Source organism: Microbacterium sp. Root1433D1, from assembly GCF_001426835.1.
Lineage (GTDB): Bacteria > Actinomycetota > Actinomycetes > Actinomycetales > Microbacteriaceae > Microbacterium > Microbacterium maritypicum.
In genome coordinates, this window is the sequence record NZ_LMFN01000003.1 from 552,826 (window position 1) to 573,381 (window position 20,556).

23 protein-coding genes, 2 tRNA genes and 1 pseudogene are annotated in these 20,556 nt (G+C 65.3%); 17 read left to right on the forward strand and 9 right to left on the reverse strand.

Annotated elements, in window-relative coordinates; genetic code table 11:
• Positions 1–6 precede the first annotated feature (6 nt).
• From ASD13_RS13610 to ASD13_RS13620, 3 genes are read right to left on the reverse strand one after another with little or no spacing between them, the layout of a single operon-like run.
• The gene (locus tag ASD13_RS13610; RefSeq protein WP_055870145.1) at positions 7–993 is read right to left on the reverse strand and encodes a hypothetical protein; all 987 of its coding nucleotides are present in this window, start codon (positions 991–993) and stop codon (positions 7–9) included.
• Entirely contained in the window at positions 990–1,607 is a 618-nt protein-coding gene (locus ASD13_RS13615) for an RNA polymerase sigma factor (RefSeq protein WP_055870148.1), read from the reverse strand. The genes ASD13_RS13610 and ASD13_RS13615 overlap by 4 nt, the downstream gene beginning before the upstream one ends.
• A 29-nt stretch (positions 1,608–1,636) precedes the next feature.
• Complete coding sequence (locus tag ASD13_RS13620) at positions 1,637–2,098, reverse strand: hypothetical protein (protein ID WP_055870151.1); 462 nt, start codon at positions 2,096–2,098, stop codon at positions 1,637–1,639.
• A gap of 526 nt (positions 2,099–2,624) precedes the next feature.
• Here ASD13_RS13620 and ASD13_RS13625 point away from each other — a divergent pair.
• The 7 genes from ASD13_RS13625 to ASD13_RS13655 all read left to right on the forward strand — a co-directional run bounded on the left by ASD13_RS13625 (position 2,625) and on the right by ASD13_RS13655 (position 7,544).
• Positions 2,625–3,116 (forward strand): FBP domain-containing protein, encoded by a 492-nt coding sequence (locus ASD13_RS13625; protein ID WP_055870154.1) that lies wholly within the window; start codon positions 2,625–2,627, stop codon positions 3,114–3,116.
• 46 nt (positions 3,117–3,162) lie between these two features.
• Complete coding sequence (locus ASD13_RS13630) at positions 3,163–3,963, forward strand: enoyl-CoA hydratase/isomerase family protein (protein WP_055870157.1); 801 nt, start codon at positions 3,163–3,165, stop codon at positions 3,961–3,963.
• A 119-nt stretch (positions 3,964–4,082) separates the two neighbouring features.
• A complete protein-coding gene (locus ASD13_RS13635; RefSeq protein ID WP_157535644.1) occupies positions 4,083–5,102 on the forward strand; it encodes a hypothetical protein in 1,020 nt (339 codons plus the stop codon).
• On the forward strand, positions 5,099–5,893 hold the full coding sequence (locus tag ASD13_RS13640; RefSeq protein ID WP_055870160.1) for an inositol monophosphatase family protein: 795 nt from the start codon (positions 5,099–5,101) through the stop codon (positions 5,891–5,893). Before ASD13_RS13635 ends, ASD13_RS13640 begins: the two co-directional genes overlap by 4 nt.
• Before the next feature lie 121 nt (positions 5,894–6,014).
• Positions 6,015–7,295, forward strand: coding sequence for a M23 family metallopeptidase (locus ASD13_RS13645; protein ID WP_055870164.1), 1,281 nt, complete (start codon positions 6,015–6,017; stop codon positions 7,293–7,295).
• Positions 7,296–7,363: 68 nt separating this feature from the next.
• Positions 7,364–7,435 (forward strand) — tRNA-Thr (locus ASD13_RS13650).
• 35 nt (positions 7,436–7,470) lie between these two features.
• A tRNA-Met gene (locus ASD13_RS13655) sits at positions 7,471–7,544 on the forward strand.
• Positions 7,545–7,764: 220 nt separating this feature from the next.
• On the opposite strand, the gene ASD13_RS13660 is transcribed toward ASD13_RS13655, so the two are convergent.
• On the reverse strand, positions 7,765–8,301 hold the full coding sequence (locus ASD13_RS13660; RefSeq protein WP_055870167.1) for a hypothetical protein: 537 nt from the start codon (positions 8,299–8,301) through the stop codon (positions 7,765–7,767).
• Between the two features lie 372 nt (positions 8,302–8,673).
• Here ASD13_RS13660 and ASD13_RS13665 point away from each other — a divergent pair, with 372 nt between their 5' ends.
• From ASD13_RS13665 to ASD13_RS13670, 3 genes are read left to right on the forward strand one after another with little or no spacing between them, the layout of a single operon-like run.
• Positions 8,674–9,756 carry an ABC-three component system protein gene (locus tag ASD13_RS13665; RefSeq protein ID WP_055870170.1) on the forward strand — a complete coding sequence of 361 codons (1,083 nt, stop codon included), beginning with the start codon at positions 8,674–8,676 and terminating at the stop codon, positions 9,754–9,756.
• Positions 9,756–10,277: a three component ABC system middle component gene (locus tag ASD13_RS17420; protein ID WP_144052907.1), complete on the forward strand. Its 522-nt coding sequence runs from the start codon at positions 9,756–9,758 to the stop codon at positions 10,275–10,277. Before ASD13_RS13665 ends, ASD13_RS17420 begins: the two co-directional genes overlap by 1 nt.
• 4 nt (positions 10,278–10,281) lie before the next feature.
• Positions 10,282–12,246 carry a DUF3732 domain-containing protein gene (locus ASD13_RS13670; RefSeq protein ID WP_017828190.1) on the forward strand — a complete coding sequence of 655 codons (1,965 nt, stop codon included), beginning with the start codon at positions 10,282–10,284 and terminating at the stop codon, positions 12,244–12,246.
• 235 nt (positions 12,247–12,481) lie between these two features.
• On the opposite strand, the gene ASD13_RS13675 is transcribed toward ASD13_RS13670, so the two are convergent.
• Positions 12,482–12,694, reverse strand: coding sequence for a hypothetical protein (locus ASD13_RS13675; RefSeq protein WP_055870173.1), 213 nt, complete (start codon positions 12,692–12,694; stop codon positions 12,482–12,484).
• A gap of 139 nt (positions 12,695–12,833) precedes the next feature.
• On the opposite strand from ASD13_RS13675, the gene ASD13_RS13680 reads away from it, so the two are divergent.
• Together ASD13_RS13680 and ASD13_RS13685 are read left to right on the forward strand one after the other, a co-directional pair.
• Positions 12,834–13,169 (forward strand): L-rhamnose mutarotase, encoded by a 336-nt coding sequence (locus ASD13_RS13680; RefSeq protein ID WP_055870175.1) that lies wholly within the window; start codon positions 12,834–12,836, stop codon positions 13,167–13,169.
• A gap of 80 nt (positions 13,170–13,249) precedes the next feature.
• The gene (locus tag ASD13_RS13685; protein ID WP_235562595.1) at positions 13,250–14,314 is read left to right on the forward strand and encodes a zinc-binding alcohol dehydrogenase family protein; all 1,065 of its coding nucleotides are present in this window, start codon (positions 13,250–13,252) and stop codon (positions 14,312–14,314) included.
• A 32-nt stretch (positions 14,315–14,346) separates the two neighbouring features.
• Here the strand turns inward: ASD13_RS13685 and ASD13_RS13690 are convergent, their stop codons facing one another.
• The 4 genes from ASD13_RS13690 to ASD13_RS13705 all read right to left on the reverse strand — a co-directional run bounded on the left by ASD13_RS13690 (position 14,347) and on the right by ASD13_RS13705 (position 17,993).
• Entirely contained in the window at positions 14,347–15,171 is an 825-nt protein-coding gene (locus ASD13_RS13690; RefSeq protein ID WP_055870181.1) for a CPBP family intramembrane glutamic endopeptidase, read from the reverse strand.
• A 105-nt stretch (positions 15,172–15,276) separates the two neighbouring features.
• Positions 15,277–15,576, reverse strand: coding sequence for a hypothetical protein (locus tag ASD13_RS13695; RefSeq protein WP_055870183.1), 300 nt, complete (start codon positions 15,574–15,576; stop codon positions 15,277–15,279).
• A 107-nt stretch (positions 15,577–15,683) separates the two neighbouring features.
• Positions 15,684–17,366: an MDR family MFS transporter gene (locus ASD13_RS13700; protein WP_055870186.1), complete on the reverse strand. Its 1,683-nt coding sequence runs from the start codon at positions 17,364–17,366 to the stop codon at positions 15,684–15,686.
• Positions 17,367–17,993, reverse strand: a complete 627-nt coding sequence (locus ASD13_RS13705) for a TetR/AcrR family transcriptional regulator (RefSeq protein WP_055870189.1) — start codon at positions 17,991–17,993, stop codon at positions 17,367–17,369.
• Between the two features lie 179 nt (positions 17,994–18,172).
• Between ASD13_RS13705 and ASD13_RS13710 the strand changes: the two genes are divergently transcribed.
• The 5 genes and pseudogenes from ASD13_RS13710 (at position 18,173) to ASD13_RS13730 (ending at position 20,525) form a co-directional block, all read left to right on the forward strand.
• Positions 18,173–18,622, forward strand: coding sequence for an Asp23/Gls24 family envelope stress response protein (locus tag ASD13_RS13710; protein ID WP_235562598.1), 450 nt, complete (start codon positions 18,173–18,175; stop codon positions 18,620–18,622).
• 62 nt (positions 18,623–18,684) lie between these two features.
• Positions 18,685–18,858 (forward strand): CsbD family protein, encoded by a 174-nt coding sequence (locus ASD13_RS13715; RefSeq protein WP_017828199.1) that lies wholly within the window; start codon positions 18,685–18,687, stop codon positions 18,856–18,858.
• 122 nt (positions 18,859–18,980) lie between these two features.
• Positions 18,981–19,543, forward strand: a pseudogene (locus ASD13_RS13720) (RNA polymerase sigma factor).
• The gene (locus ASD13_RS13725; RefSeq protein WP_055870195.1) at positions 19,540–20,163 is read left to right on the forward strand and encodes an Asp23/Gls24 family envelope stress response protein; all 624 of its coding nucleotides are present in this window, start codon (positions 19,540–19,542) and stop codon (positions 20,161–20,163) included. The pseudogene ASD13_RS13720 and the gene ASD13_RS13725 overlap by 4 nt, the downstream one beginning before the upstream one ends.
• A complete protein-coding gene (locus ASD13_RS13730) occupies positions 20,160–20,525 on the forward strand; it encodes a hypothetical protein (protein ID WP_055870199.1) in 366 nt (121 codons plus the stop codon). The genes ASD13_RS13725 and ASD13_RS13730 overlap by 4 nt, the downstream gene beginning before the upstream one ends.
• Positions 20,526–20,556 lie beyond the last annotated feature (31 nt).

The window sequence follows — 20,556 nt, forward strand, 5'->3', positions numbered from 1 at the left end:
TCTGTCTCACTTGACGTCCCACAGCGTGTACCCGACGACACCAGCAGGAATGAACTCCATCGCCTTGGTCAGTTCGTTCTCGGTACCGACTATCCGCCCCGTATCCCGAGAGATGAGGAGTGTGTTCTGATAACCGCGGTCGTCGATGGTTGTGCGGAGCCCGACGACCGCTCGTCCCAGTCGGTCGGTCGATTCGCCGAGAACCGTGACATCGCCTGCATCGACGAGCATGTGGATTAAGGTCGCGTGCTGTTCGTCGGTCAAGGTCCAGTAGCTCAGCAGTTGGCTGATGGCCACGAGGAGGTCTCCGGATGAAGAGTCGGCTGACGCGCCAAGCTCTCCCAGCGCTGCAAACAGTTCCTCGCGACTCGACCCCTTCAGGCTCACAACCCCGGGCGGGATGTCGAGGTCTGCGGCGCTGGTCGTGAGTTCGCTGATGATGTCACCAGGTCGATACGGACTCTCAGCGATGCCCTCAGGCCGCGCATCGCCAGACCAATACGATTCGGCGGCGACGACCGTGCTGATGGAGCCAGTCTCCGGCGACCAGTCGAAGGTTGTTTTTTGCGGCACGACCTCCACCCGCCCCTTCGCCATGTCGATGTTCCACCCCCAGCTCAGCGTCTGCACCCGCGACTCCTGGACGACGTCGTCTGGCAGATCGAGTTTCAGCTCAGCGGCTGTGACGACGGCAGACAGCGGCTGCGCGTTTGCGTATTGCAGTGGCGGGGGCGTGAGCGCGACAGCGGATTGCGTCGGACCCAGTACGTTGACCGCGATGATGGTGACCGCAGCGATGGATGCCACCACGGCGGTCACGCCGCCCCAGACCCGCCCTGCGCGACGGCGAGGCTCCGGTGATAGTTCGAACGTCCCGCGGATGATGCCCTCGCGGATAGCGATGTCGCGCGCGGTGAGCGGAGCGAAGCGTGCGCCCGGCGCAGGGCTCACTGCTCGGAACAGCTGGTCCAGCTCCTCGTCGGAGACGTTCATCGCCCGTCCTCCTTCACCTCAAGCTGGATACGCAGCTTCGTCCTCGCGCGGGTGAGTGTGGTCCATACCGCCGCAGAACTGCAACGCAGCACAGCCGCGACCTCACCGGCGGTGAGTTCGTCCCAGTATGTGAGTACCACCACTTGACGCTCACGGGCGTTCAACTTCTTCATAGCCTGACGCAGCGCGAGCGCCTCCAGCGGATGAAGCCGCTCCGCGGCGTTCTCCAAGCCCCGGCTCATCGCGTCAAACGCCCTCCCTCGCGAACGGGCACTTCGGTCGACATCGCGGACCTTGTTGTCTGCGGTGCGGATGAACCAGCGCAAGCCCATCGGCGTCTCCGGACGCAGTTTCCTCCATGCGACGACGAACACCTCCGCAGTGATCTCGTCGACTTCTTCCTGGTTGTCGAGGAAACACGACAGGTGGTGGTGCACGAGAGGCCAATACTCATCGAACAATCGGCGGAAGACGACGGCCTTGTTGAGAGCCGGGGCGCTCGTCGAGGTGCTGGAATGCGCCTCAGCCGGAAGGGGAAAGCTCTCAGCTCCGGCAAGAACGACGCGGACGGTATCGAATAGCCCCAGCCTCACCATCGAAGACGCCCCGCTCATCTCGCTCGTCTCCTCAGGTTATCGGGTGCTCAGAGCGTGCAGAGCAAGTTGGTGGTGCCAGCGCCGACGTTCGCGGAACCGTTCGCCCCGGCCGTCGCGAGCGTTGTGCCTGAGGAGTTGCGCGCGCGAACGCTGCCGAAGGAGCGGCCGTTGGCGATGGATCCGACGGACTGCAATGCGGCTGTGCTGACGGTGGTGCAGATGGTGAACGTCAACTTCGAGCCTTGAAGATTGGGCGAGGCGTATGCGCAGTATGTCCCGGTGGCGCAACTGCCGACAGCGCGCAGCGACGCGGACTCCGACCCCGCTTCGAGGATCATCCCGAGTGCCGGCCAGACGGCGGTGGTGTCGTTCACGGCGAAGCCGCCGGGCAACGCCTCCAAGGCGTACTCGACATCCGGGTGGAGTTCGTCGGAGTCTGCGTTGGCTGTGGCAGGTGTGAGAACCAGTGCGAGGACGAGCGCCGCGATGGTGGTGATGGTGCGTTTCATGTTGCCCCCAGGCTCAGGATGCGAGGGAACCGGGGCCAACCGAGCACCCCGCCGAGGGGCGCGAATGGCCTCCGATCTCAGTACGGGTGCCCTCCGATTTCAGTATCCGCACGGGATAGCGGTCCCATCCGCTCCTTCTTTGCGGCTGAGGGCGATTCCTGACACACCTGTTCGATGACTGAGCCCAGCTAAGTTCACAGCTGTCTTCGCGCGACGTGCTCGTGGTGTCAGGTCTCACTTTCGTGGTCGCGCGATGGGTGACTCCCACCGAGAAGATTGGGCGGGGGCGTTCTCTCGTCACCGTGGCCCTCACCATGAATAGCGTGGTCACGACGACGTGTGCTCGCACCGACCTCCGAGATCGTTCGTGACCGCGCCCGCGGGTTGGTATGTCGACGACAAGGGTGCGACATCCGTCTGGGCATCCGTGTTCGTTGTCCAGACGTTCGAGACCGTGTTCTGGATGGTCACGACGCGGCAGATGTGACGTGGCCCCGCGACCGCGAACGATTCATAGACTGGAGCGATGCGACCGCTCACCGAAGCCGACGTCCGCGCATCGTTCGTCAATGCGGATGCTGACGAGCTGCGCCTCATGGAGATGCCGCACGACTTCCTGCTCGTCGACTGGGACTACCTCGACTTCTTCGCCTGGCAGGATCCGGGTGCGAGCCGTCGAGGCTACGTGGTGATCCCTCACGACGACGAGGTGGTCGGCATCGTGCTGCGCGCGACGGAGCCCGGCCGCGCCCGTTCGGGCATGTGCAACATCTGCCACACGATGCAGCCCGGCAACCAGGTCGCGCTCCTCTCCGCACGTCGGGCCGGTGAAGCGGGCACGCGCGGGGACTCGTTCGGCACCTACATGTGCGCCGACCTCTCCTGCCACGAGAATGTGCGCCTCGCCCACCCGCTCGCGCCCAACGAGGTGCGCACTCCGGGGCAGGTCGACTTCCGCCTCGACGGCACCCGTCGGCGTATGGAGAGCTTCGTCTCGCAGGTCTGGGAGCGGGTCTGATCGCGGTTACGCTGGTCCCACACGTCCTGCGCTCGAAGGAGAAGCCATGAGTGATGCCATCCTGTTCGCCGTCGAAGAGGGAATGGCCCGGCTGACGCTGAACCGCCCCGCTCGCCTCAACGCCTTCAACGCCGACCTGGCGCACGCCTGGAAGGATGCGACGGCCGAGGCGACCTCGAGGGCCGACGTGAAGGCGATTCTCATCGATGCCGTCGGCCCCGCGTTCTGCGCCGGTGGCGACGTGATCGACATGGCGACGACGATGGGGGCGTCCGGTGGGGAGATCACCGCGCTCGCCGAGGTGATCAACGCCGGTATCCGCTCGCTCACGGAGTCTGCGGTGCCCGTCGTCGCGGCTGCCCACGGCACGACCGCAGGCGGCGGCCTCGGCATCCTGCTGTGCAGCGACTACGCCGTCGTCGGCTCACGGTCGAAGCTCGGCAGCCTCTACGCGAACATCGGTCTGACTCCGGATCTGTCCGTCTCCGCTCAACTCGCCCGCGCCGTGGGCCAGCGCCGCGCCCTGCAGCTCGTGCTGCAGGACCGACTGCTCTCGTCGGCGGAGGCCGTGGAATGGGGGCTCGTCGCCGAAGCCGTCGAGGGCGCGGATGCCGTCTCCGAGGCGGAGAGCGTGCGAGCACGCGGTGAGGAGATCGCGCGGTTCTGGCTGGCAGGAGCGGCCGAGGCCTACGGCCAGGCGAAGCGGTTGGTGCGCTCCCAGCCCGAGCGTTCCTTCGTCGAGCAGCTGAGTGAAGAGGCGCGTTCGATCGGTGCGGCTCTGGAGACGCCCGACGCGCAGGCCAGGGTCGCAGCCTTCGCCGCGGCGTCGGCGAAGAAGGCGGGCTGACGACCTCTCCTGCCCAGGCGCGGGGGAGGAGTGAGCTTCCCCCGGATGGGGCGGGAGCCGTGGCAACCGTCGACGCGCGTGGCAGGATGAAGGCATCGCCGCTCGACGAGAGGATCGCCATGTCCCATCCGGACATCACCACGCATCAGACGCAGGGTGAGAAGAAGAACATGTCGCTGCTCATCAGGGGCTCTCTGTGGATCGCCATCGGGGCTCTGATCGCTGCGGCTCTCGTGTGCGTGGTCTGGGTGCTCATCGGTGATCAGGACGGTCTGATCGGTCGGGCCTTCCTCACGATCCTCCTGCTGGCGGCTTTCGCGGGGATCGCGATCCTCGAAGCAGGGCTGGCGCCGAATCGCCCCGACTGGCTGCAGCTGGCGAGCATGGTGAGCTGGATCGTCGCTCTCCTCGTCGGCGCCGTGAAGATCTGGCTGCCGGAGGACGGCTTCTACTTCGGCGCGGAGCGGTTCTTCCAGTTGCTCCTCGTCATCGGAATCCTCCAGCTCGCCCTGCTGCATGTCCGCCTGTTCACTCCGGCCGCGCAGAGACACGTCACGACGTTCACGCGCATCATCTACATCGTCACCGTCACGTTCCTCGTCGGCCTGGTCGGCATGCTCGTGTTCTTCCTCGCCTTCCCGAACACCTTCGAGTACGGCGAGCTGTACTGGCGCATCGTGGTCGCGCTCACGATCCTCGTGGCCGTCGGCACGACGCTGATCCCGCTGCTGAACGCGCTCTTCGCACCGAAGAAGAAGACGCCTGCCGATCGTGCGGTGGCGGCGGCGCCGGCGTGGCCCACCTACGCAGACGGCATCACGCCGCTCCCGGCCCTCCCCGACGCGACTCCGGATTGGAACGCCTACTACACCGGGTATCCGACCGTCGCGCCGCAGCAGGCTCTCGGTCAGGTGCCCGGCTCGGCCTTCCCGGTCGCGCCCCAGCCCCTGCCCCCGCAGCCTGCCCCGCCGCTCCCGGCCGCCCCGCAGTTCGCGCAGCCTGTCGTGCCCGCACCCGTCGCTTCCGGAGAGCACCCGGTGCCACCGGCGCCGACCGCCGCGCAGCCGACGGCTTCTCCTCAGGAGCCGTCGCCGGCCTTCCCGCCGCCTCCGCCCGCCCCGCAGCAGCCTGCGCAGTGACGCTCGAACTCGAACTCCGCGAACTCGCCACCGAGATCGCTGAGGAGGCAGGAGAACTCGCGCGCACACGTCGACAGGAGGGTGTGCGCCTGGCGGCCACCAAATCGTCCCTGGCCGACATCGTCACCGAAGCCGACCGAGAGGTCGAGGCGCTGATCCGCGCACGTCTTCGCGCAGCACGAGCCGACGATGGTTTCCTCGGCGAGGAGTCGGGCGCCGAGGTCGGCAGCAGTGGGATCACCTGGGTCGTCGATCCGATCGACGGCACCGTCAACTACGCCTACGGCATCCCGGCGTACAACGTGAGCATCGCCGCCGTCCGGGGTGAACCCGACCCGGCGACGTGGGAAGCGCTCGCCGGGGCCGTCAACGCGCCGGCACTGGGCGAGACGTTCACGGCTGCCCGCGGCCACGGCGCGTGGGTGAACGGGAGCCGGCTCGCGGTGACCGCCGCGACCCCGGCAGGCGCTCTGCTCGCGACGGGGTTCGGCTATGACCCCACCACCCACGAGGGGGACATCGCGACCGTGGCCCGAGTCATGCCGATGGCCCGTGACCTCCGTCGCATGGGCGCTGCGGCGCTCGACCTCGCCTTCGTCGCGGCCGGACGACTCGACGGGTACTTCGAACGAGGACTCCGCCCCTGGGACTTCGCCGCCGGCGCCCTCCTGGTCGTGGAGGCGGGTGGCGTCGTTTCGCGAATCGACGTCGACTCCCCGCGTCCGATGCTGATCGCGGGTGGACCCGATGTGCACGCCCGACTGCTCGCGATCCTCGACGAGAAACCGTGAACGATTCATGGCATTCCCAGCCTGGTCAGGGTAGGGTTTACGGGATCGTTACTTTCGCCACCCGAAGGTGAAAGTCAAAGTTTGCGCCCCCCGAGCTTGACGCACGACCGAGAGAAACGTTTTGCCCTTCGAGAATTCCCAGGCTGCCTCTGCGCCCACGCGCCGGTCCAGCCGACTCCGCACTGCGGCCTCTGAGGCCCCCGCGGCGGGACCGACGGCACCCATTTCTGCCGCGGAGTCCACCGCTATCGCCCTCGCTGCCGTCGCTCCTCTTTCCCGACGCGCCGCCCGCCAGCGCCAGGCACCCGACGATGTCGCGGCCGAAGCGCTGATCGAGCCCTTCACGGCGGCGAGCCCCGAGCCGATCATCGCCGATGTTCCCGCCGTGCCCGTCGCGGCAGAGAACCTCGACGAGGGCATCGAGCTCGTCGACGCCGAAGTCGAAGAGGCTCCCGAGTCGATCGAACCCTCAGCCTCTCCCGAAGAAGCCCCGTATCCCGTTTCCGGGAATGACGACGAGGTCGATGCTTTCGAGCGCGCATCCCGCGCCTTCCGTGTCACCGGTTCGGTGCCGACGGTTTCCGCCGCCGCCGACCCGTCGCAGCCGGAGCAGGGGTCGAGTGACGAGCCTGTCGCTTCCGCGCACGTGGCGCCTCGTCGTCCTCGCAGCATCCGCAAGGCCGTCACCTTCGGCGCGACCGTCGGTGTGATGAGCCTCGCCGGTCTCCTCGCGGTGTCCATGACGCTCCCCGCTGAGGCCGTTGCCGGCGTTCAGGGAGCCTCGGCGGCATCGATGTCGTTGGTCTCCTCCTCCGCGGCCGCCGCGAAGGACGCCGCCGACGACGAGATCCAGGCTTTCGTCGCCCCGTCCGGTGTGGAGAGCGAATCGCTCACTCGCGCCGATGACTTCAGCACGGTCTCGCTCGCCGAGGTCGCGGCGGAACAGGGCATCAACTACTCGGGTGAGATCTTCACGAACGATCCGGACGCCGCGATCCAGTGGCCGTTCCTCGTCGGCGTGGGCATGAGCTACGGGTACGGCATGCGCAGTGGCCGTCTCCACGAAGGCATCGACTTCGTGCCCGGCGACGGTGCCCCCATCCAGGCCATCGCCGACGGCACAGTGCGCATCGCGACCGAGCAGGGCGGCGCCTTCGGTGTCACCGTCTACATCGACCACGTCATCGACGGCCAGGTCATCACGAGCCACTACTCGCACATGCAGTACGGCTCCCTCAACGTCAAGGCCGGCGACACGGTGAAGGTCGGCACCATCGTCGGCAAGACCGGCAACACGGGCCGTTCCTACGGCGCGCACCTGCACTTCGAGCTCATCGTCAACGGATCGACCATCGACCCGATGCCGTGGCTCAAGGAGAATGCCGGTCGAACGTCGTACTGACCGGCTCGATTTCATGAGGACGCCACAGTGATGGTATTCTCGTACGGTTGCCCCGCGAGGGGCAGCACGCCCCGATAGCTCAGTGGCAGAGCACTTCCATGGTAAGGAAGGGGTCGTCAGTTCAATCCTGACTCGGGGCTCGCAAGCATTCTTCTCACGCGGACGGATGCCTCGCGGCAGGGTAGCTCAGCTGGTTAGAGCGCACGACTCATAATCGTGAGGTCGCGGGTTCAAGCCCCGCTCCTGCTACAGATCAAAACCCCTGGGATTCCGGGGGTTTTGTCATGTGCGGGCGACGTACTGGCACGGTGGCGGCTGCCACCGTGCCGGGTTTGTGCCGGTTGAGGCGTCGAGAACAGATCGCACTGGCCCGTCATGGATCCGCCGAGGTACACTTATAGCACGGCGGGCAGTAGCCCTCGGAGCCTGGCAGTCTTCCGGACGGTAGACGAGCCAGGCTCACGTGTTTCTAGAGCCGGGTGACCCGGGACTCCACGATCGCATCGACGCGACGGATCCAGTCACCGCCGTTCGAGTAGCACCAGGCGACGGCATCACTCACCCAGAGCAGCGGATGCTCGTGCGGCGCGACATGCCGATACTGCATCTCTGATGATCCAGCACGGCGGATCGCATCGGCGAGCAGACGTCGATCGGCACGTTCGAGGGACTCATCTCGTTCGATGATCAGCTGCGCTACTCCAGCGCTCACGGCTGCTTCGGCGAGTGCGCCGAGGGTCAGTGGCCGCGACTCTTTGTCTGACCGCTGCTTGACGACCCACACGGACACGCGGACGTCGAGACCGCACATGCGCGAGAGGATCTGGCGGCGTCGACTGTCACTCTCACTCTTGAAGTGGATGCGTCGCTGGCCGGGCTTGAGGAGATCTCGCAGCGCCCGATCAGAGGCTTGCACATCTCCGACCACAGAGGCGGTCGCAACGACGTAGTAGCCTCGCGCCTTCGACTCATCGACGTAGACACGGTCAGCAGGGCGGAAGGTCACACTTCAACCGTAAACTGCAAGTCTGACCTTGCTCGTGGCGGCGTGCGCGACTTGTTGATACCTACGGAGTCGGGAGCTGTGAGAACTTTCTTTACTCTTTCAAGGCCCGCCTGCGGCGGGATGCGCCCCGCCTGCGGTGCGTCCGGTCCTCGCTTCGCTGCGGTCCGGGCGCTCCTCGGCAAGGCGCTTCCATGGCCGCGGCCTATTGCGATCTAATGTCCGAAGCAACCACCATAATCAAGCGCACACCGGCCAGCGCCGATTGGAGGAGCCATGGTTTCGCATGATGCTTCAAGCAGCGCAATAGGTTACCTGTACCAAGTTCGCTGGGCACTACTAGAGTTGCTGCGCGGGGCACGCGAACGGCCAGACATGGCGCTTACGCTGGAGAAGTTCGACGACGTAGCGTGGGAGGACTCGGGAGGGGATCCCCAAGCGCTCCTTCAGCTAAAGCACCACAAGCACTCCAACGGTTCACTGACGGACAAGAGTGCTGACGTTTGGCGGACGCTGAAGGTGTGGATGGATGACCCGCAACTTCGTGATGTCAGCGGACCGGATCTGTCGATCGTGACCACCGCCATTGCGCCCGTGGGTACGGCGGCGTCGTACCTTCGACGCGACGGACGAAATGTCGCCAAAGCGGTGGAGCTCCTAGATGAAGCCGCAAAAAGCTCCAAGGAGAAACACCACACGTCCGCTGCGCGGGCACAATGGCTCAGACTCTCAGATGCTGACCGGATAGGAATCGTCCAGCGCATCTACGTGCTCGACGGCCATCTACCGATCGAACAGCTAGACGCTGCCCTCGAAGACGCCCTCTGGTTTGCTGCTCCACAGGGGCGTACCGCCGATTTTCTCGCTGTGCTGGACTCATGGTGGATGGGAGTCGCGATCGATCTGTTGCGCAAGGCGCGCAGGTCAATACGCGCAGATGAGCTCAAGGCGAAGCTCGATGACATACGGGACGGGTTCCACCCCGACAACCTTGTCACCACGGTTCCTCGTGTCGACGGTACTGATGTCATGGATCAGTACGGGGAACGAGCGTTTGTGACCCAGCTGTACTGGATTGATGCCACACCGGTGGCGCTCAAGCGTGCGGTGGCTGATTTCCATCGCGCGGTGACGCAGACGACCCACTGGGTAGATCGAAATCTCCTAGAGATGTCTGAATTTGATGAGTTCAAGGACGCGTTAATGGACGAATGGGAGCTCGCATTTGACGACATGATGCAGGATCTGCCTGAGGAGGCCAGCGAGGGCGACAAGAAAAAGGCCGGCGCTGCGCTGTATCGACGTCTGCGGGATTCGACTGCGGTGCAAGTGCGTCCGCGCTATACGGAGGAGTTCTATGCGCGGGGCATCCGTCACGAGTTGGCGGACGGGTGCAGGAAGGGCTGGCACCCAGATTTTGAAGAACTCGTCCAGGCCCTGACGATAGGGAACGACTAATGGCCAACGCCTCTAGTGGCCCCTCGACTATGGAACTCGCGAACTGGGAGAACCGATCGTGGGTCACCGCAAACATGATCAACCCTGCGTTTGTCGCAACAATCCTCGTAGCCGCGACTGAGATGTACGAGAACGAATCGGGCGATTGCATGCCCTGGGAGCTTGTGTTTCTTGCAGCGCCGATGGCGTTGCATCGCGACACGCGAGAAGCTTTGCCGATCCGTATCAACTCGTACGCATCAAAGTGGGTCACTGAGAACAGTGCGCTGCTGGCTTCACTTCCCAAGCGTGTTGTGAGCATGCGTCCCTACACGAGAGAGGGCTTGCGTTACGCGCTCCGCGCTGGATCGCTCGAAGTGGTTGAGGGCGATCGATTGCGTGGTCGGTCGGCCTGGAAGCTAGACAAGGATCGCGACGCAGAGCTTGCTTACATCATCCAGCGAGCAGCCTTTCTTGGACGTTGGTTTGCAGCGGCTGGATCTCCCGCAACCCTGTATGCGCTGTTCGGTGTGACACCATGATGCTGTGCAACTGATCAGTCTCGCTCTGTACCACTCGGATGGTCGTCGTCGTCCCGTCGACTTCAAACCCGGAAGCCTGAACATCGTGACCGGGTTCTCGAAAACTGGAAAGAGCGCGCTTCTGGACATTGTTGACTTCTGCCTCGGGCGCGACGACGCTCCGATTCCGCGGACGAAGGTGTTCCGTTCGGTCGCATGGTATTCGACGCTGTGGGAGTTCGCCGACGGCTCACGGGCGATGCTCGCGCGCCCAAAGATTAAGCCCGGCAACAGCTCGATTACTCAAGCTATGTTGCAGCTCGGCGGGCCTGAGCTTGGCTTGCCAGCCTTCGAGGACCTATGGGCGAACACGGATTCGAACAGTATGCGCGATCAGATCTCCGCGAGACTCGGCATCGACGGTGCACGCCTCAGTCCGCCTGAAGGGTCGACGAAGACCCCGTTCAAGGTTGGCCTCGGTCAGGCAGCGATCTTTCTCTTCCAGACGCAGAACGAGATTGCTAACAAGTCGCTCCTGTTCCACCGCCAGGACGAGTCTGGGATGCGGGATTCGATCAAGGACTCATTGCCGTTCTTCCTGGGGGCCGTCAAGGGTGACCATGCAGAGAAGCACCAGCAGCTTCGCGCAGCAAGACGCCTGCTACGACGATCAGAGATTGCGCTCGAAGCGGCCGAAGCCGAGGCATCCGAGCATGACAGCCAGATGCAATCACTCCTAGCTGAAGCATTCGCGGCTGGACTCGTTGATGTGGACAGGGCGCCGACCACCGAGATTGCCGTGGAGGTCTTGCAAGGTGTGCTAACTGCTGCACCTGTAGACGCTGAGCCGAATATTGACCTCCGAACCCAGGACCATCACCGCAAGCTGAGGTCAGAACGACTTCGACTTCGTGCGGACATTGGTCGCCTTCTTGACGACCGAAGTGCGCTCTTGGAATCAACCGCGACTGAGGGCAGCTACGAAGCAGCGATCGCTCAGCAACTCCAACGTCTTCGAAGCGTGGAGCTCATACCTGCTCCGCACGATACGATTGCTGACATTTGTCCCGTCTGCAATCAGACACTCGCGGACGCTGATCCCACAGTCAGCCAGCTAACCTCTCGTCTCAAGGACCTCTCCAACGAGCTCGAAACGATGGCGTCGGTGCAACCCGGACGAGAGCGGGCGCTGTCTGAGCTCGGTGTAGAGATTCAAGAAGCTCGTGAGCGTCTGACTGCTGTCGAGGAGGCTTTGGCCGCAACCGAAGCTGCGACGACGCTGGATGGACCGGTAGTCGATGCCAAGAGGCAGCAATTTGTACGCGGGCGTATCGATGCGACCGTTGGTCGTTTAGCGATGCGTCGGGATCTCGGCATTGACCAATTGCGTGAGGCGGCCGCGACCGCGCGGTATCGAGTCGAAGCTTTGGAACGCGAACTGGATGATGACGCTGCCCGTGAGCGGCTGATGTCAGCGCTCATCTCCTTGGGGCGGAAGATGACCAAGCTCGCCCAAGAACTGAACCTCGAGAACTCCGAGGAGAGTGTGCGCCTAGATTTGGCAAAGCTAACAGTGGCGACTGACACGCCAGAAGGCCCTGTTCAGCTGTCGTCGTTGGGCTCCGGGGCAAACTGGCTCGGGTATCATCTTGCTACCCATCTGGCGCTCCACAAAACGTTCGTGGAACAGAACGCGTCCGTTCCTCGAATACTGATGCTCGATCAGCCAACACAGGTGTTTTACGAGTCGAAGCCCAAGGTTGTTAGAGACGAGATCGAGGAAACCGGCGTGCCGGCAGACGAAGATCATGAATCGGTCACGCGCATGTTTAGGTTGCTGCACGACTTCGTGCAGGAGCTCGCGCCAGACTTCCAAGTGATCGTCAGCGATCACGTCGATCTAACGGAAGAGCCGTGGTTCCAGGACTCAATCGCCTACAACTGGCGCGGAGATGCGCTTGTGCCTGCCGATTGGGTTGAAGAGTACTGAGTGCCGGTTCTGTGCCGGTAGCTCTGCTGAAACCACCCTCACTCAGCCGCGACCAACTGTGACCTCTCCCGCGGAATCACGCGGCAAACGGTGACCAACAAGTACTCGTCAGCCCACGGAATCTAACTCATAATCGTGAGGTCGCGGGTTCAAGCCCCGCTCCTGCTACAGATGAAAACCCCGGTTCGCCGGGGTTTTTCTGCTTTCCGGCGGTACTTTCCCGGCGACCTGCGACCTATTCCGCGGGCGAGTGCGAGGGCTGCACCCTGGGCGCTCTCGCGACGGAAGGCCACACGACGAGCAGAAAAGCGGCGATCGGGCCGAACAGGAGCGTCAGAAGGAACCACGCCCACGCGGACCTGTTGCGCGTCCGGGCGAATCCTCCGGCGAGGATGGCGACGGTCAGCCACATGGACGACACGACGGTCCCGAGGTACTCGACAGTCATGCCCTCGAGGCTACGTCGGTGTTCCGACACCCCCCGCAAGTGCCGGGGCGTGTCGGTGGTGTCGCGCGCCCGCCCGCGGCAGACCGGCCCGGGGGCCTATCGTGGCAGGGGAATCGATTGAGAACGAACAAGGAGCGGCATGCGCATCGCACTGCACTCGGTGATCGCAGAAGGTGCGATCGACGACTACCGGATCCACCACGCCCGCGTCCCCGATGGGCTGCGGGACCTGTTCGGGGTCGCCGGGATCGAGGATTGGACCATCTGGCGCTCCGGTCGCAACCTGTTCCACATCGTCGAGTGCGAGGACTTCGACGCGGCGATGCGGGTGGTCAACGCCTCGCCGGCGAACGATGCGTGGCAGGCCGACATCGGCCGTTTCGTCGAGGGGTTCCACGGGCCCGACGGGGAGGACGGGTTCACTCCGATCGAGCAGGTGTGGGCGCTGTCGACGCAGCGGAGTTACGAAGGCTGAGATCTGCGCCACCGGTCGGTATCTTTTGGATACTAGGTGCGCTTGCGGGTAACTAGAGGGCTTCGGATAGCGTGGCGCGCATGGCAACCACGAACCTTCCGGAATCCTCTTCCACCCCGCTGTCCCTCCCTGAGCGGATGCCCGCGATCGGCGCCCGCGGCAGGCGTCCCGTGTCGGCCCCCGACGCTCTCAGCGACATCTTCCTTCCCGTGCCGAGACCTGCCGGACGGGATGTGCTCGTCGAGGTGCAGGGCGTCTCGGTGAACCCCGTCGACGTGAAGGTGCGTGCGGGAGCCGCCACCACCGGGGCGCCTCGGGTCCTCGGGTACGACGCGGCAGGAGTCGTGGTGGCCGTCGGCGACGAGGCCACGCGCTTCGCGGTGGGGGACCGCGTGTACTACGCGGGTCAGATCGACCGCCCCGGCACCAACGCCCGGTTCCACCTCGTGAACGAGAACATCGTCGGGCATGCCCCACGCACACTCTCGGTCGCCGAGACGGCCGCTCTGCCCCTCACCGTCATCACCGCGTGGGAGAGTCTCTTCGACCGGCTCGCGCTCACCCAGGAGAGCGAGGGCGTGCTCCTCGTGATCGGGGCCGCAGGCGGCGTCGGCTCGCTCATCATCCAGCTCGCGAAGGCGCTCACGCGTCTCGAAGTCATCGCGGTGGCCTCCCGGCCGGAGACCGCGGAGTGGGTGCGGCAGATGGGGGCCGACCACGTCGTGGGTCGCGACTTCGCCTCCGAGGTCTCGGCGATCGCTCCCGCCGGCGTCGACTACGTGTTCACGTCGTTCACTCCTGGCAACGTCCGGGCGATCGCCGACGTCATCCGTCCACGCGGGCAGGTCGTCTCCATCGACGAGACCGGTGGCAGCATCGACGCGCTCAAGGCGAAGAGCGTGACCTGGCACTGGGAGCTCATGTTCACCAGGCCCGTCACCGACCCCGCAGACCACTACCAGCACGATCTGCTGGAGGCCGTCGCCGCGCTTGTGGACGACGGCACGCTGCGCACCACCGTGACGACCCACCTCACGCCGCTGGATGCGGCGACCATGCGACAGGCGCACGAGATCGTCGAGGCGTCGCGCACCATCGGCAAGGTGGTCGTCACCGACTGGCCGGAGGGGGATCGATCAGCCTGAGGATCGACGGGACCGCGGCCGCTCGGCATCCGTCAGGCGGCGCGGTCCTCGGTGAAGGAGGGGGCGGCGTCGCCCACGCGGCCGCGGATGAAGAAGATCAGCACGGCCGCAGCGGCGATGACGACGATGTTCCCGAAGCCGGCGAACGCGGTGAGAGCGCCTTCGGCAGGGTGCGCGGTCTGGAGGAAGATGCTCGGATCGGTGCTGGCGTGCAGCAGGATCGGCGCGAGGATCGTCCCGGTGACCCGGAGTGCGAGGTACATCAGGATGCCGAACGCGAAGGTGTACACGAGCTGGAACGCGGTCGCGAACACCGACTGCCCGCTCAGAAGGTTCCCGGCGTGCAGGCCGGCGAACACGGCGGCGGAGAGCACCGCGACCACGATCTCGCGGTATCCGGCCTTGCGGGCGAGGTTGACGACCAGCCCCCGGGTGAGAACCTCTTCGGCGAACCCGATGAGGAGTCCGGCCAGCAGCCAGCTGGCCACGACGTCCCATCCGACGTCGCCGTAGTCGATCGTGGCGAAGCGCAGGATGTTGAACAGAAGCACGACGACGATCGCGATCCACATCCATCCCCGTCCTCGGATCGGCTGCGGACCGAAGACGTCGCGCCACCACCCGACCGAGGCGATGAAGCCGACGAGCAGCAGGCCGCCGACGACGAGCGGCAGGACGTAGTACACGATGACCGCAGCGGCACCGGTCGGATCGTCGAGCTGAAGGGCGAGGGGCGTGAACGCGAGCGAGAGCAGGTCGTAGAGCACGAAGTACACAGCAGCCAGGACGAGCGCACACCACCAGCCGCCCTTCTCCCAGAACCTCTTCCAGGGGGACGCGTCCGTGGGGGTCGACATGGGATGCTCCAGACCGTCGGCGGGTGGGGGCGGCCGACTATCCGTCAGTTTGTCGCACGACGGCGGTCAGCGTCCATCCGGAGAATCCGGGGGGTGTCGGACGGCTCACCCGCGGAACCCCCTCGGGCCACGCGCCGGAGGCATATGTGGGATCGGGATCGGACGTGTGGCGCGTGAGGTGTCCTGGAACCTGCGCACGGCCTCGAGAACGTCGGCAGCCGAGGAATAGCGCAAAGCGAGCGGCAGGTCGCGTCGCCACAGGACCTCGACCTCGGTCGGGGCGTCTTCGAAGATCGTGCAGACGACGCGACGGTGGTCGTTCTCCGGGTACTGCAGATCGTGGATGGTCCAGTCGGTCGCGCTGACCTCGACCAGCGTGAACCTGCGATCAGGATCGTGCTCCATCATTCTCCTCGCTGTCCCCACGGTGAAGAATGCGGGATCCACGCCCGGAAGGGGAGCCCCTTGACAGACGGCGGCCCCTGCCCACGTCGGGGCGGGGGCCGCTCGTCTCAGCGCGTGAGCGGTGTCGTGTCGGTGTCCGTCGGGTCGGCATCGGCCGCGACGGCGGTCGCCGAGACGCCGTCTGCGCGCCCGACCCCGCGCTGTGCGGCCTCCAACCTCTCGGCTTCCTCGCCACTGACGGCCTCGCCGCGTGCGACGAGTCCTGCCTGATCCGACAGCGGGATCTGCTTGAGGAACAAAGAGAGCAGCAGCGCAAGCACGATGAACGGCACGAGGTACCAGAAGACCGGCGCGAGAGCGTCCGCGTAGGCGGTGACGATGCCCTCCCGCACCTCGTCCGGCAGCGAGTTGAGGGTCGACGGATCGATCGTCGATGCGGCCTCGGAGGCGCCTTCGGGGGAGGCGCCGGCGCCGGTGAAGACGCCGAGCAGGTTCTCGGTCAGACGTGTGGTGAAGATCGTCCCGAACACCGCGGTTCCCAGAGATGCTCCCACCTCGCGGAAGTAATTGTTCGTGCTCGTCGCGGTGCCGATCTCGTCGGCCGGGACCGCGTTCTGCACGACCAGGACGACGACCTGCATGATGAGGCCGAGCCCGGCGCCGAACACGAACAGGAACACGCAGATCAGCCAGATCGGCGTCGACGCCGACAGGGTGGTCATCGAGACCATGGCGATGCCGGTGATGATGGTGCCGAGGATCGGATAGATCCTGTACTTGCCGGTCTTCGAGATCGCGATTCCGGAGAAGATCGACGTGCCCATGAGCCCCACCATCATCGGGATCATCAGCAGTCCGGATTCCGCCGCAGACGTGCCGGAGGACATCTGCAGGAACGTCGGCACGAAGCCGATCGCCGCGAACATCCCGATTCCGAGCACCAGCCCGATCGCGGTGGCGTTGACGAAGATCGGATTGCGGAACAGGCTCAGCGGGATGATCGGGTCCTGAACCCGCGATTCGGTGATCACGAAGGCGGTCGCGGCGACGACCAGCCCGGCGCCCCAGGCCCAGGTCGCGAGCGAGTCCCAACCGAATTCCTTGTCTCCGCCGAAGTCCGTGAAGAAGATCAGGCACGTGGTCGCGATCGAGAGGAAGATGACGCCGAAGATATCGATCGGCTTCTCGGCCTTCTTGCTCGGCAGCTTGAGTGCGACCAGCGCGATGATGAATGCCGCGATCCCGACGGGGATGTTGATGTAGAACGCCCACTGCCAGGTCAGGTGGTCGACGAAGTAGCCGCCGAGGAGCGGGCCGGCGACGGCGGACAGCCCGAAGACCGCACCGAGCGGCCCCATGTACTTGCCGCGCTCGTTGGCAGGGACGATGTCGGCGATGATCGCCTGGGACAGGATCATCAGGCCGCCACCGCCGAAGCCCTGCAGGGCGCGGAAGACGACGAACATCCAGAAATCGGTGGCGAATGCGCAGCCGACCGAGGCCAGGGTGAACAGGGCGATCGCGACGAGGAACAGGGTGCGTCGACCCAGTACGTCGCCGAACTTGCCGTAGATGGGCATCACGATCGTGGTGGCCAGGAGATAGGCGGTGGTGATCCACACCTGGTGGTCGACGCCGCCGAGCTGCCCGACGATCGTCGGCATGGCGGTGGACACGATCGTCTGGTCGAGGCTGGAGAGCAGCATGCCCGCGATGAGGGCGCTGAAGATGATCCAGATGCGGCGCTTCGTGAGCAGGAAGGGGGCGTCCTTCGTGGCGGTGGCGGACATTCAGTGCGCTTTCTGTGACGGTGCGTAGAGCGAGCGGGCGACGTCGAGGCGTCGGGTGAGGAGATCGGCGAACGGCTCGGTCGACTGGCGATGCACCAGCTCGTCCATGCTCATGCGCACAAGCGCGCCGACGGTGTGCACGACCACCTCGGCCTGCAGCTCGGCGGCGTCGTCGGAGGTGCGATCGGTCTCGGCGGTTCGGCGGAGGATCAGCCCCACATCGCGCCTCTCGTTCTTCGCGAGATGCTCGAAGGCGGCCTTGAGCAGACGCGGCTCCTGCTCGATCACGGCGAACATCGCCGGGGCGTCCTCGACCGGGTTGAACAGCTCGAAGCGGCGGATCGTCAACCGGAGGAAGTCGTCGAGCAGGTCTCCGCGTCGGGCAGCGAACTCCTCCTCGAGCGCCTCCTGGGACGAGTCGATCGTCGCGAACCCGAAGACCGCATTCTCCTTGCTCTCGAAGTAGTTGAAGAACGTGCGGCGGGAGACTCCGACCTCGGCGCACACCTCCTCGATCGTGAACCCGGCGAACCCCTTCTCCGTCGTCAGACGTCGTGCGGCGTCGGTGAGGGCGCGGGAGGTCTCTCGCTTGCGCTGTTCTCGCAAGGAATCTGCACTGTCGGCCATGGAGTGCAATATTGCACTCTCAACCTTTGAGTGCACCGTGAGCGGTTCGTCGGGGGTCTTCAGAGATTTCTTTCGACGGATCTGTGACATCTGCCGTTCGGTATACGTCCTAGTGGTGGCGTCGCCGACCGCGACCTGCGCTTCGCACTGCGAGCGGCATGAGGAAGAAGGAGCTCACGATGACGAACACGACAGGTGGCACCCAGCCCGAGATTCAGGTCGTCACCCCGCCGCAGGGGGCTGCGGTGGGGACGACCACGATCGAGGATGCGGTGGTCGCGAAGATCGCCGGCATCGCTGCGCGTGACGTCAGCGGAGTCCATGCGCTCGGCGGGGGCGCCGCACGCATGGTGGGCGCGATTCGGGACGCGCTCAACACGACCGACCTCTCGCAGGGGATCAGCGTCGCGGTCGGCGAAGCACAGATCACCGTCGACGTGACGATCGTCGCCGAGTACCCCGTCTCGCTGCAGAAGGTCGCGGATGACGTCCGCGCGGCGATCCACCGGGACATGGTCGATCTGGTCGGGGTGGGCGTGGTCGAGGTCAACGTCACCATCGACGACGTACACGTCCCCTCGGATGACGAAGGCGACACCGCAGACACGGACGAGGCGCCGACGGCATAAGCCGCCTCGTCGAGGACTCGGCCCCGAGACGCGGGGTCGGTGGAGAAGGAGAAGGAGAAGCCATGAGCGCTGAAGACAAGATCAAGGCCGCAGCCGAGAAGATCGCCGGCAAGGCGAAGGAGACCGTCGGCAAGGTCATCGATGACGACAAGCTCGTCGCCGAGGGCAAGGCGGAGCAGGCCAAGGGCAACGTCCGCGATGCCGCCGAGAACGTGAAGGATGCGTTCAAGAAGTGACGAGGCGGGGGAGAGGCCCGCACGGCCTCTCCCCGATCCCTCACAGGCGGGTGAACAATGATCCGATCCGTTGGGGCATCTGTTCCGAATCCCTCAGGGGATCGGATCGAGGGGTGGGGTAGATGGAAGACGAACGCTTTCGCACAGCGCTCGAACACGCGGACGACGGCATCGTCGCCGGACGCGCGATGGACGGCGACGTCGAGGCCTTCGCGGTGCTCGTGCGCAGGTACACGCCCATGATGCGCGCGTACACACAGCGGATGCTGAATGCATCCGCGGATGTGGACGACATCGTGCAGGAGTCCTTCGTCACCGCCTGGCAGCGGTTCGGCGAACTCGAGGATCCGGCCAAGGTCAAGAGCTGGCTGATGAGGATCGTGAGCCGGAAGGCCGTGGATCGCATCCGCGCGATCCGCCCGGCCGTCGACATCGATTCGATCGTCCGGCTCCATTGCATGCCTCACCGACCGCGGTCGTCGAGGCGCGTGCGGGCGTCGCCGCCCTCGGGGCAGCGCTTCGAGAGCTGCCGGATGCGCAGCGCGAATGCTGGGTGCTGCGGGAGATCGGCGGGTACTCCTACGAGGAGATCTCCGAGGAGCTCGACATCCCCGTCTCGACCGCGCGCGGCCTGCTCGCGCGGGCCCGGAAATACATGATCGTACGGATGGAGGAGTGGCGATGACCGACGAGAGAGAGACTCGCGAAGTCCGCCGGCTCGGCCTGGAACCGACCGATCTCGACGGGCACACGCTCGACGAGCTCACCGACTATCTCGACGCGGGGCGACAGCCCGCCGATCGCTCGATCGACGAGTCGCCCGGCTGTCAGCTGGCGCTGGACGCACTGGAACGGCTGCAGGGGCTCGGTGCTGAGCTCATCGCCGCAGAAGCCGCAGCCGAACCCCCGGTCGACGAGAACTGGGTCGATCGCATCCTCAGCGGCATCGCGATGGATGCGCGCGCCGGACGCCGCATCCCCTTCGAGTCACCGGATCCGCACGTGGATCTCGCGATCACCGAGGGAGCGGTGCGCGGCCTCATCCGCTCTGCGGAGAATGCCGTGCCGGGACTCCTCGTCGGGCGCTGTCGACTCGACGGGGACGTGACGCAGGCGGGTGCGCCGATCCGGATCGAGATCGACGCGAGCGCTCTGCACGGTCAGTCGATCCCGAAGGTCGCCGCTGAGCTGCGGGCCGAGGTCGATCGAGGCCTTCGCGCGCATACCGAGTTGAACGTGATCGCGATCGACATCGCGATCAAGGACGTCCGGGAGGTGTCGTCGTGGGCGGGAGAGAGCCGATGAGGGCGGAGGAGCGCGACGAGCTCGCCGCGGCGATCGAGGCGACGCTGCGGTCGACGCCGGGCGTTCGCAGCGTCTACCGATCGGGTTCCCTGATCTCCAACCTGCTGCGCGCGGGAGCCGAGGCGATCGGTGTGCGCAAGGACGACGAGCCGATCGTGTCGGTGGTCGCCGTGGGCGACGGGGTGGCAGTGGAGGCGACGCTCGGTGTGGACTCCGGCGCGAAGTCGGCGGAGATCCTCCGCACTGGGCACGCGGCCATCGACGCATTGCTCGGGGCGCGCGGCATACAGCGGGAGAGCATCACGCTCACGGTCGCGCACGTGCAGGCCGGCGCGCACGGGCAGGCGCACGTGGGTTCCTGACCCCGTGCCTACGACCACCGAGTGCCGCCGT

Bases quoted from the DNA above. Each gene is read 5' to 3' on its own strand.
- ASD13_RS13700 (WP_055870186.1), bottom strand. From the start codon at position 17,366: ATGTCCGCCACCGCCACGAAGGACGCCCCCTTCCTGCTCACGAAGCGC.
- ASD13_RS17420 (WP_144052907.1), top strand. From the start codon at position 9,756: ATGGCCAACGCCTCTAGTGGCCCCTCGACTATGGAACTCGCGAACTGG.
- ASD13_RS13610 (WP_055870145.1), bottom strand. From the start codon at position 993: ATGAACGTCTCCGACGAGGAGCTGGACCAGCTGTTCCGAGCAGTGAGC.
- ASD13_RS13680 (WP_055870175.1), top strand. From the start codon at position 12,834: ATGCGCATCGCACTGCACTCGGTGATCGCAGAAGGTGCGATCGACGAC.
- ASD13_RS13695 (WP_055870183.1), bottom strand. From the start codon at position 15,576: ATGGAGCACGATCCTGATCGCAGGTTCACGCTGGTCGAGGTCAGCGCG.
- ASD13_RS13710 (WP_235562598.1), top strand. From the start codon at position 18,173: ATGACGAACACGACAGGTGGCACCCAGCCCGAGATTCAGGTCGTCACC.
- ASD13_RS13615 (WP_055870148.1), bottom strand. From the start codon at position 1,607: ATGAGCGGGGCGTCTTCGATGGTGAGGCTGGGGCTATTCGATACCGTC.
- ASD13_RS13725 (WP_055870195.1), top strand. From the start codon at position 19,540: ATGACCGACGAGAGAGAGACTCGCGAAGTCCGCCGGCTCGGCCTGGAA.
- ASD13_RS13675 (WP_055870173.1), bottom strand. From the start codon at position 12,694: ATGACTGTCGAGTACCTCGGGACCGTCGTGTCGTCCATGTGGCTGACC.
- ASD13_RS13620 (WP_055870151.1), bottom strand. From the start codon at position 2,098: ATGAAACGCACCATCACCACCATCGCGGCGCTCGTCCTCGCACTGGTT.
- ASD13_RS13705 (WP_055870189.1), bottom strand. From the start codon at position 17,993: ATGGCCGACAGTGCAGATTCCTTGCGAGAACAGCGCAAGCGAGAGACC.
- ASD13_RS13690 (WP_055870181.1), bottom strand. From the start codon at position 15,171: ATGTCGACCCCCACGGACGCGTCCCCCTGGAAGAGGTTCTGGGAGAAG.
- ASD13_RS13730 (WP_055870199.1), top strand. From the start codon at position 20,160: ATGAGGGCGGAGGAGCGCGACGAGCTCGCCGCGGCGATCGAGGCGACG.
- ASD13_RS13625 (WP_055870154.1), top strand. From the start codon at position 2,625: ATGCGACCGCTCACCGAAGCCGACGTCCGCGCATCGTTCGTCAATGCG.
- ASD13_RS13630 (WP_055870157.1), top strand. From the start codon at position 3,163: ATGAGTGATGCCATCCTGTTCGCCGTCGAAGAGGGAATGGCCCGGCTG.
- ASD13_RS13715 (WP_017828199.1), top strand. From the start codon at position 18,685: ATGAGCGCTGAAGACAAGATCAAGGCCGCAGCCGAGAAGATCGCCGGC.
- ASD13_RS13665 (WP_055870170.1), top strand. From the start codon at position 8,674: ATGGCGCTTACGCTGGAGAAGTTCGACGACGTAGCGTGGGAGGACTCG.
- ASD13_RS13685 (WP_235562595.1), top strand. From the start codon at position 13,250: ATGGCAACCACGAACCTTCCGGAATCCTCTTCCACCCCGCTGTCCCTC.
- ASD13_RS13635 (WP_157535644.1), top strand. From the start codon at position 4,083: ATGTCCCATCCGGACATCACCACGCATCAGACGCAGGGTGAGAAGAAG.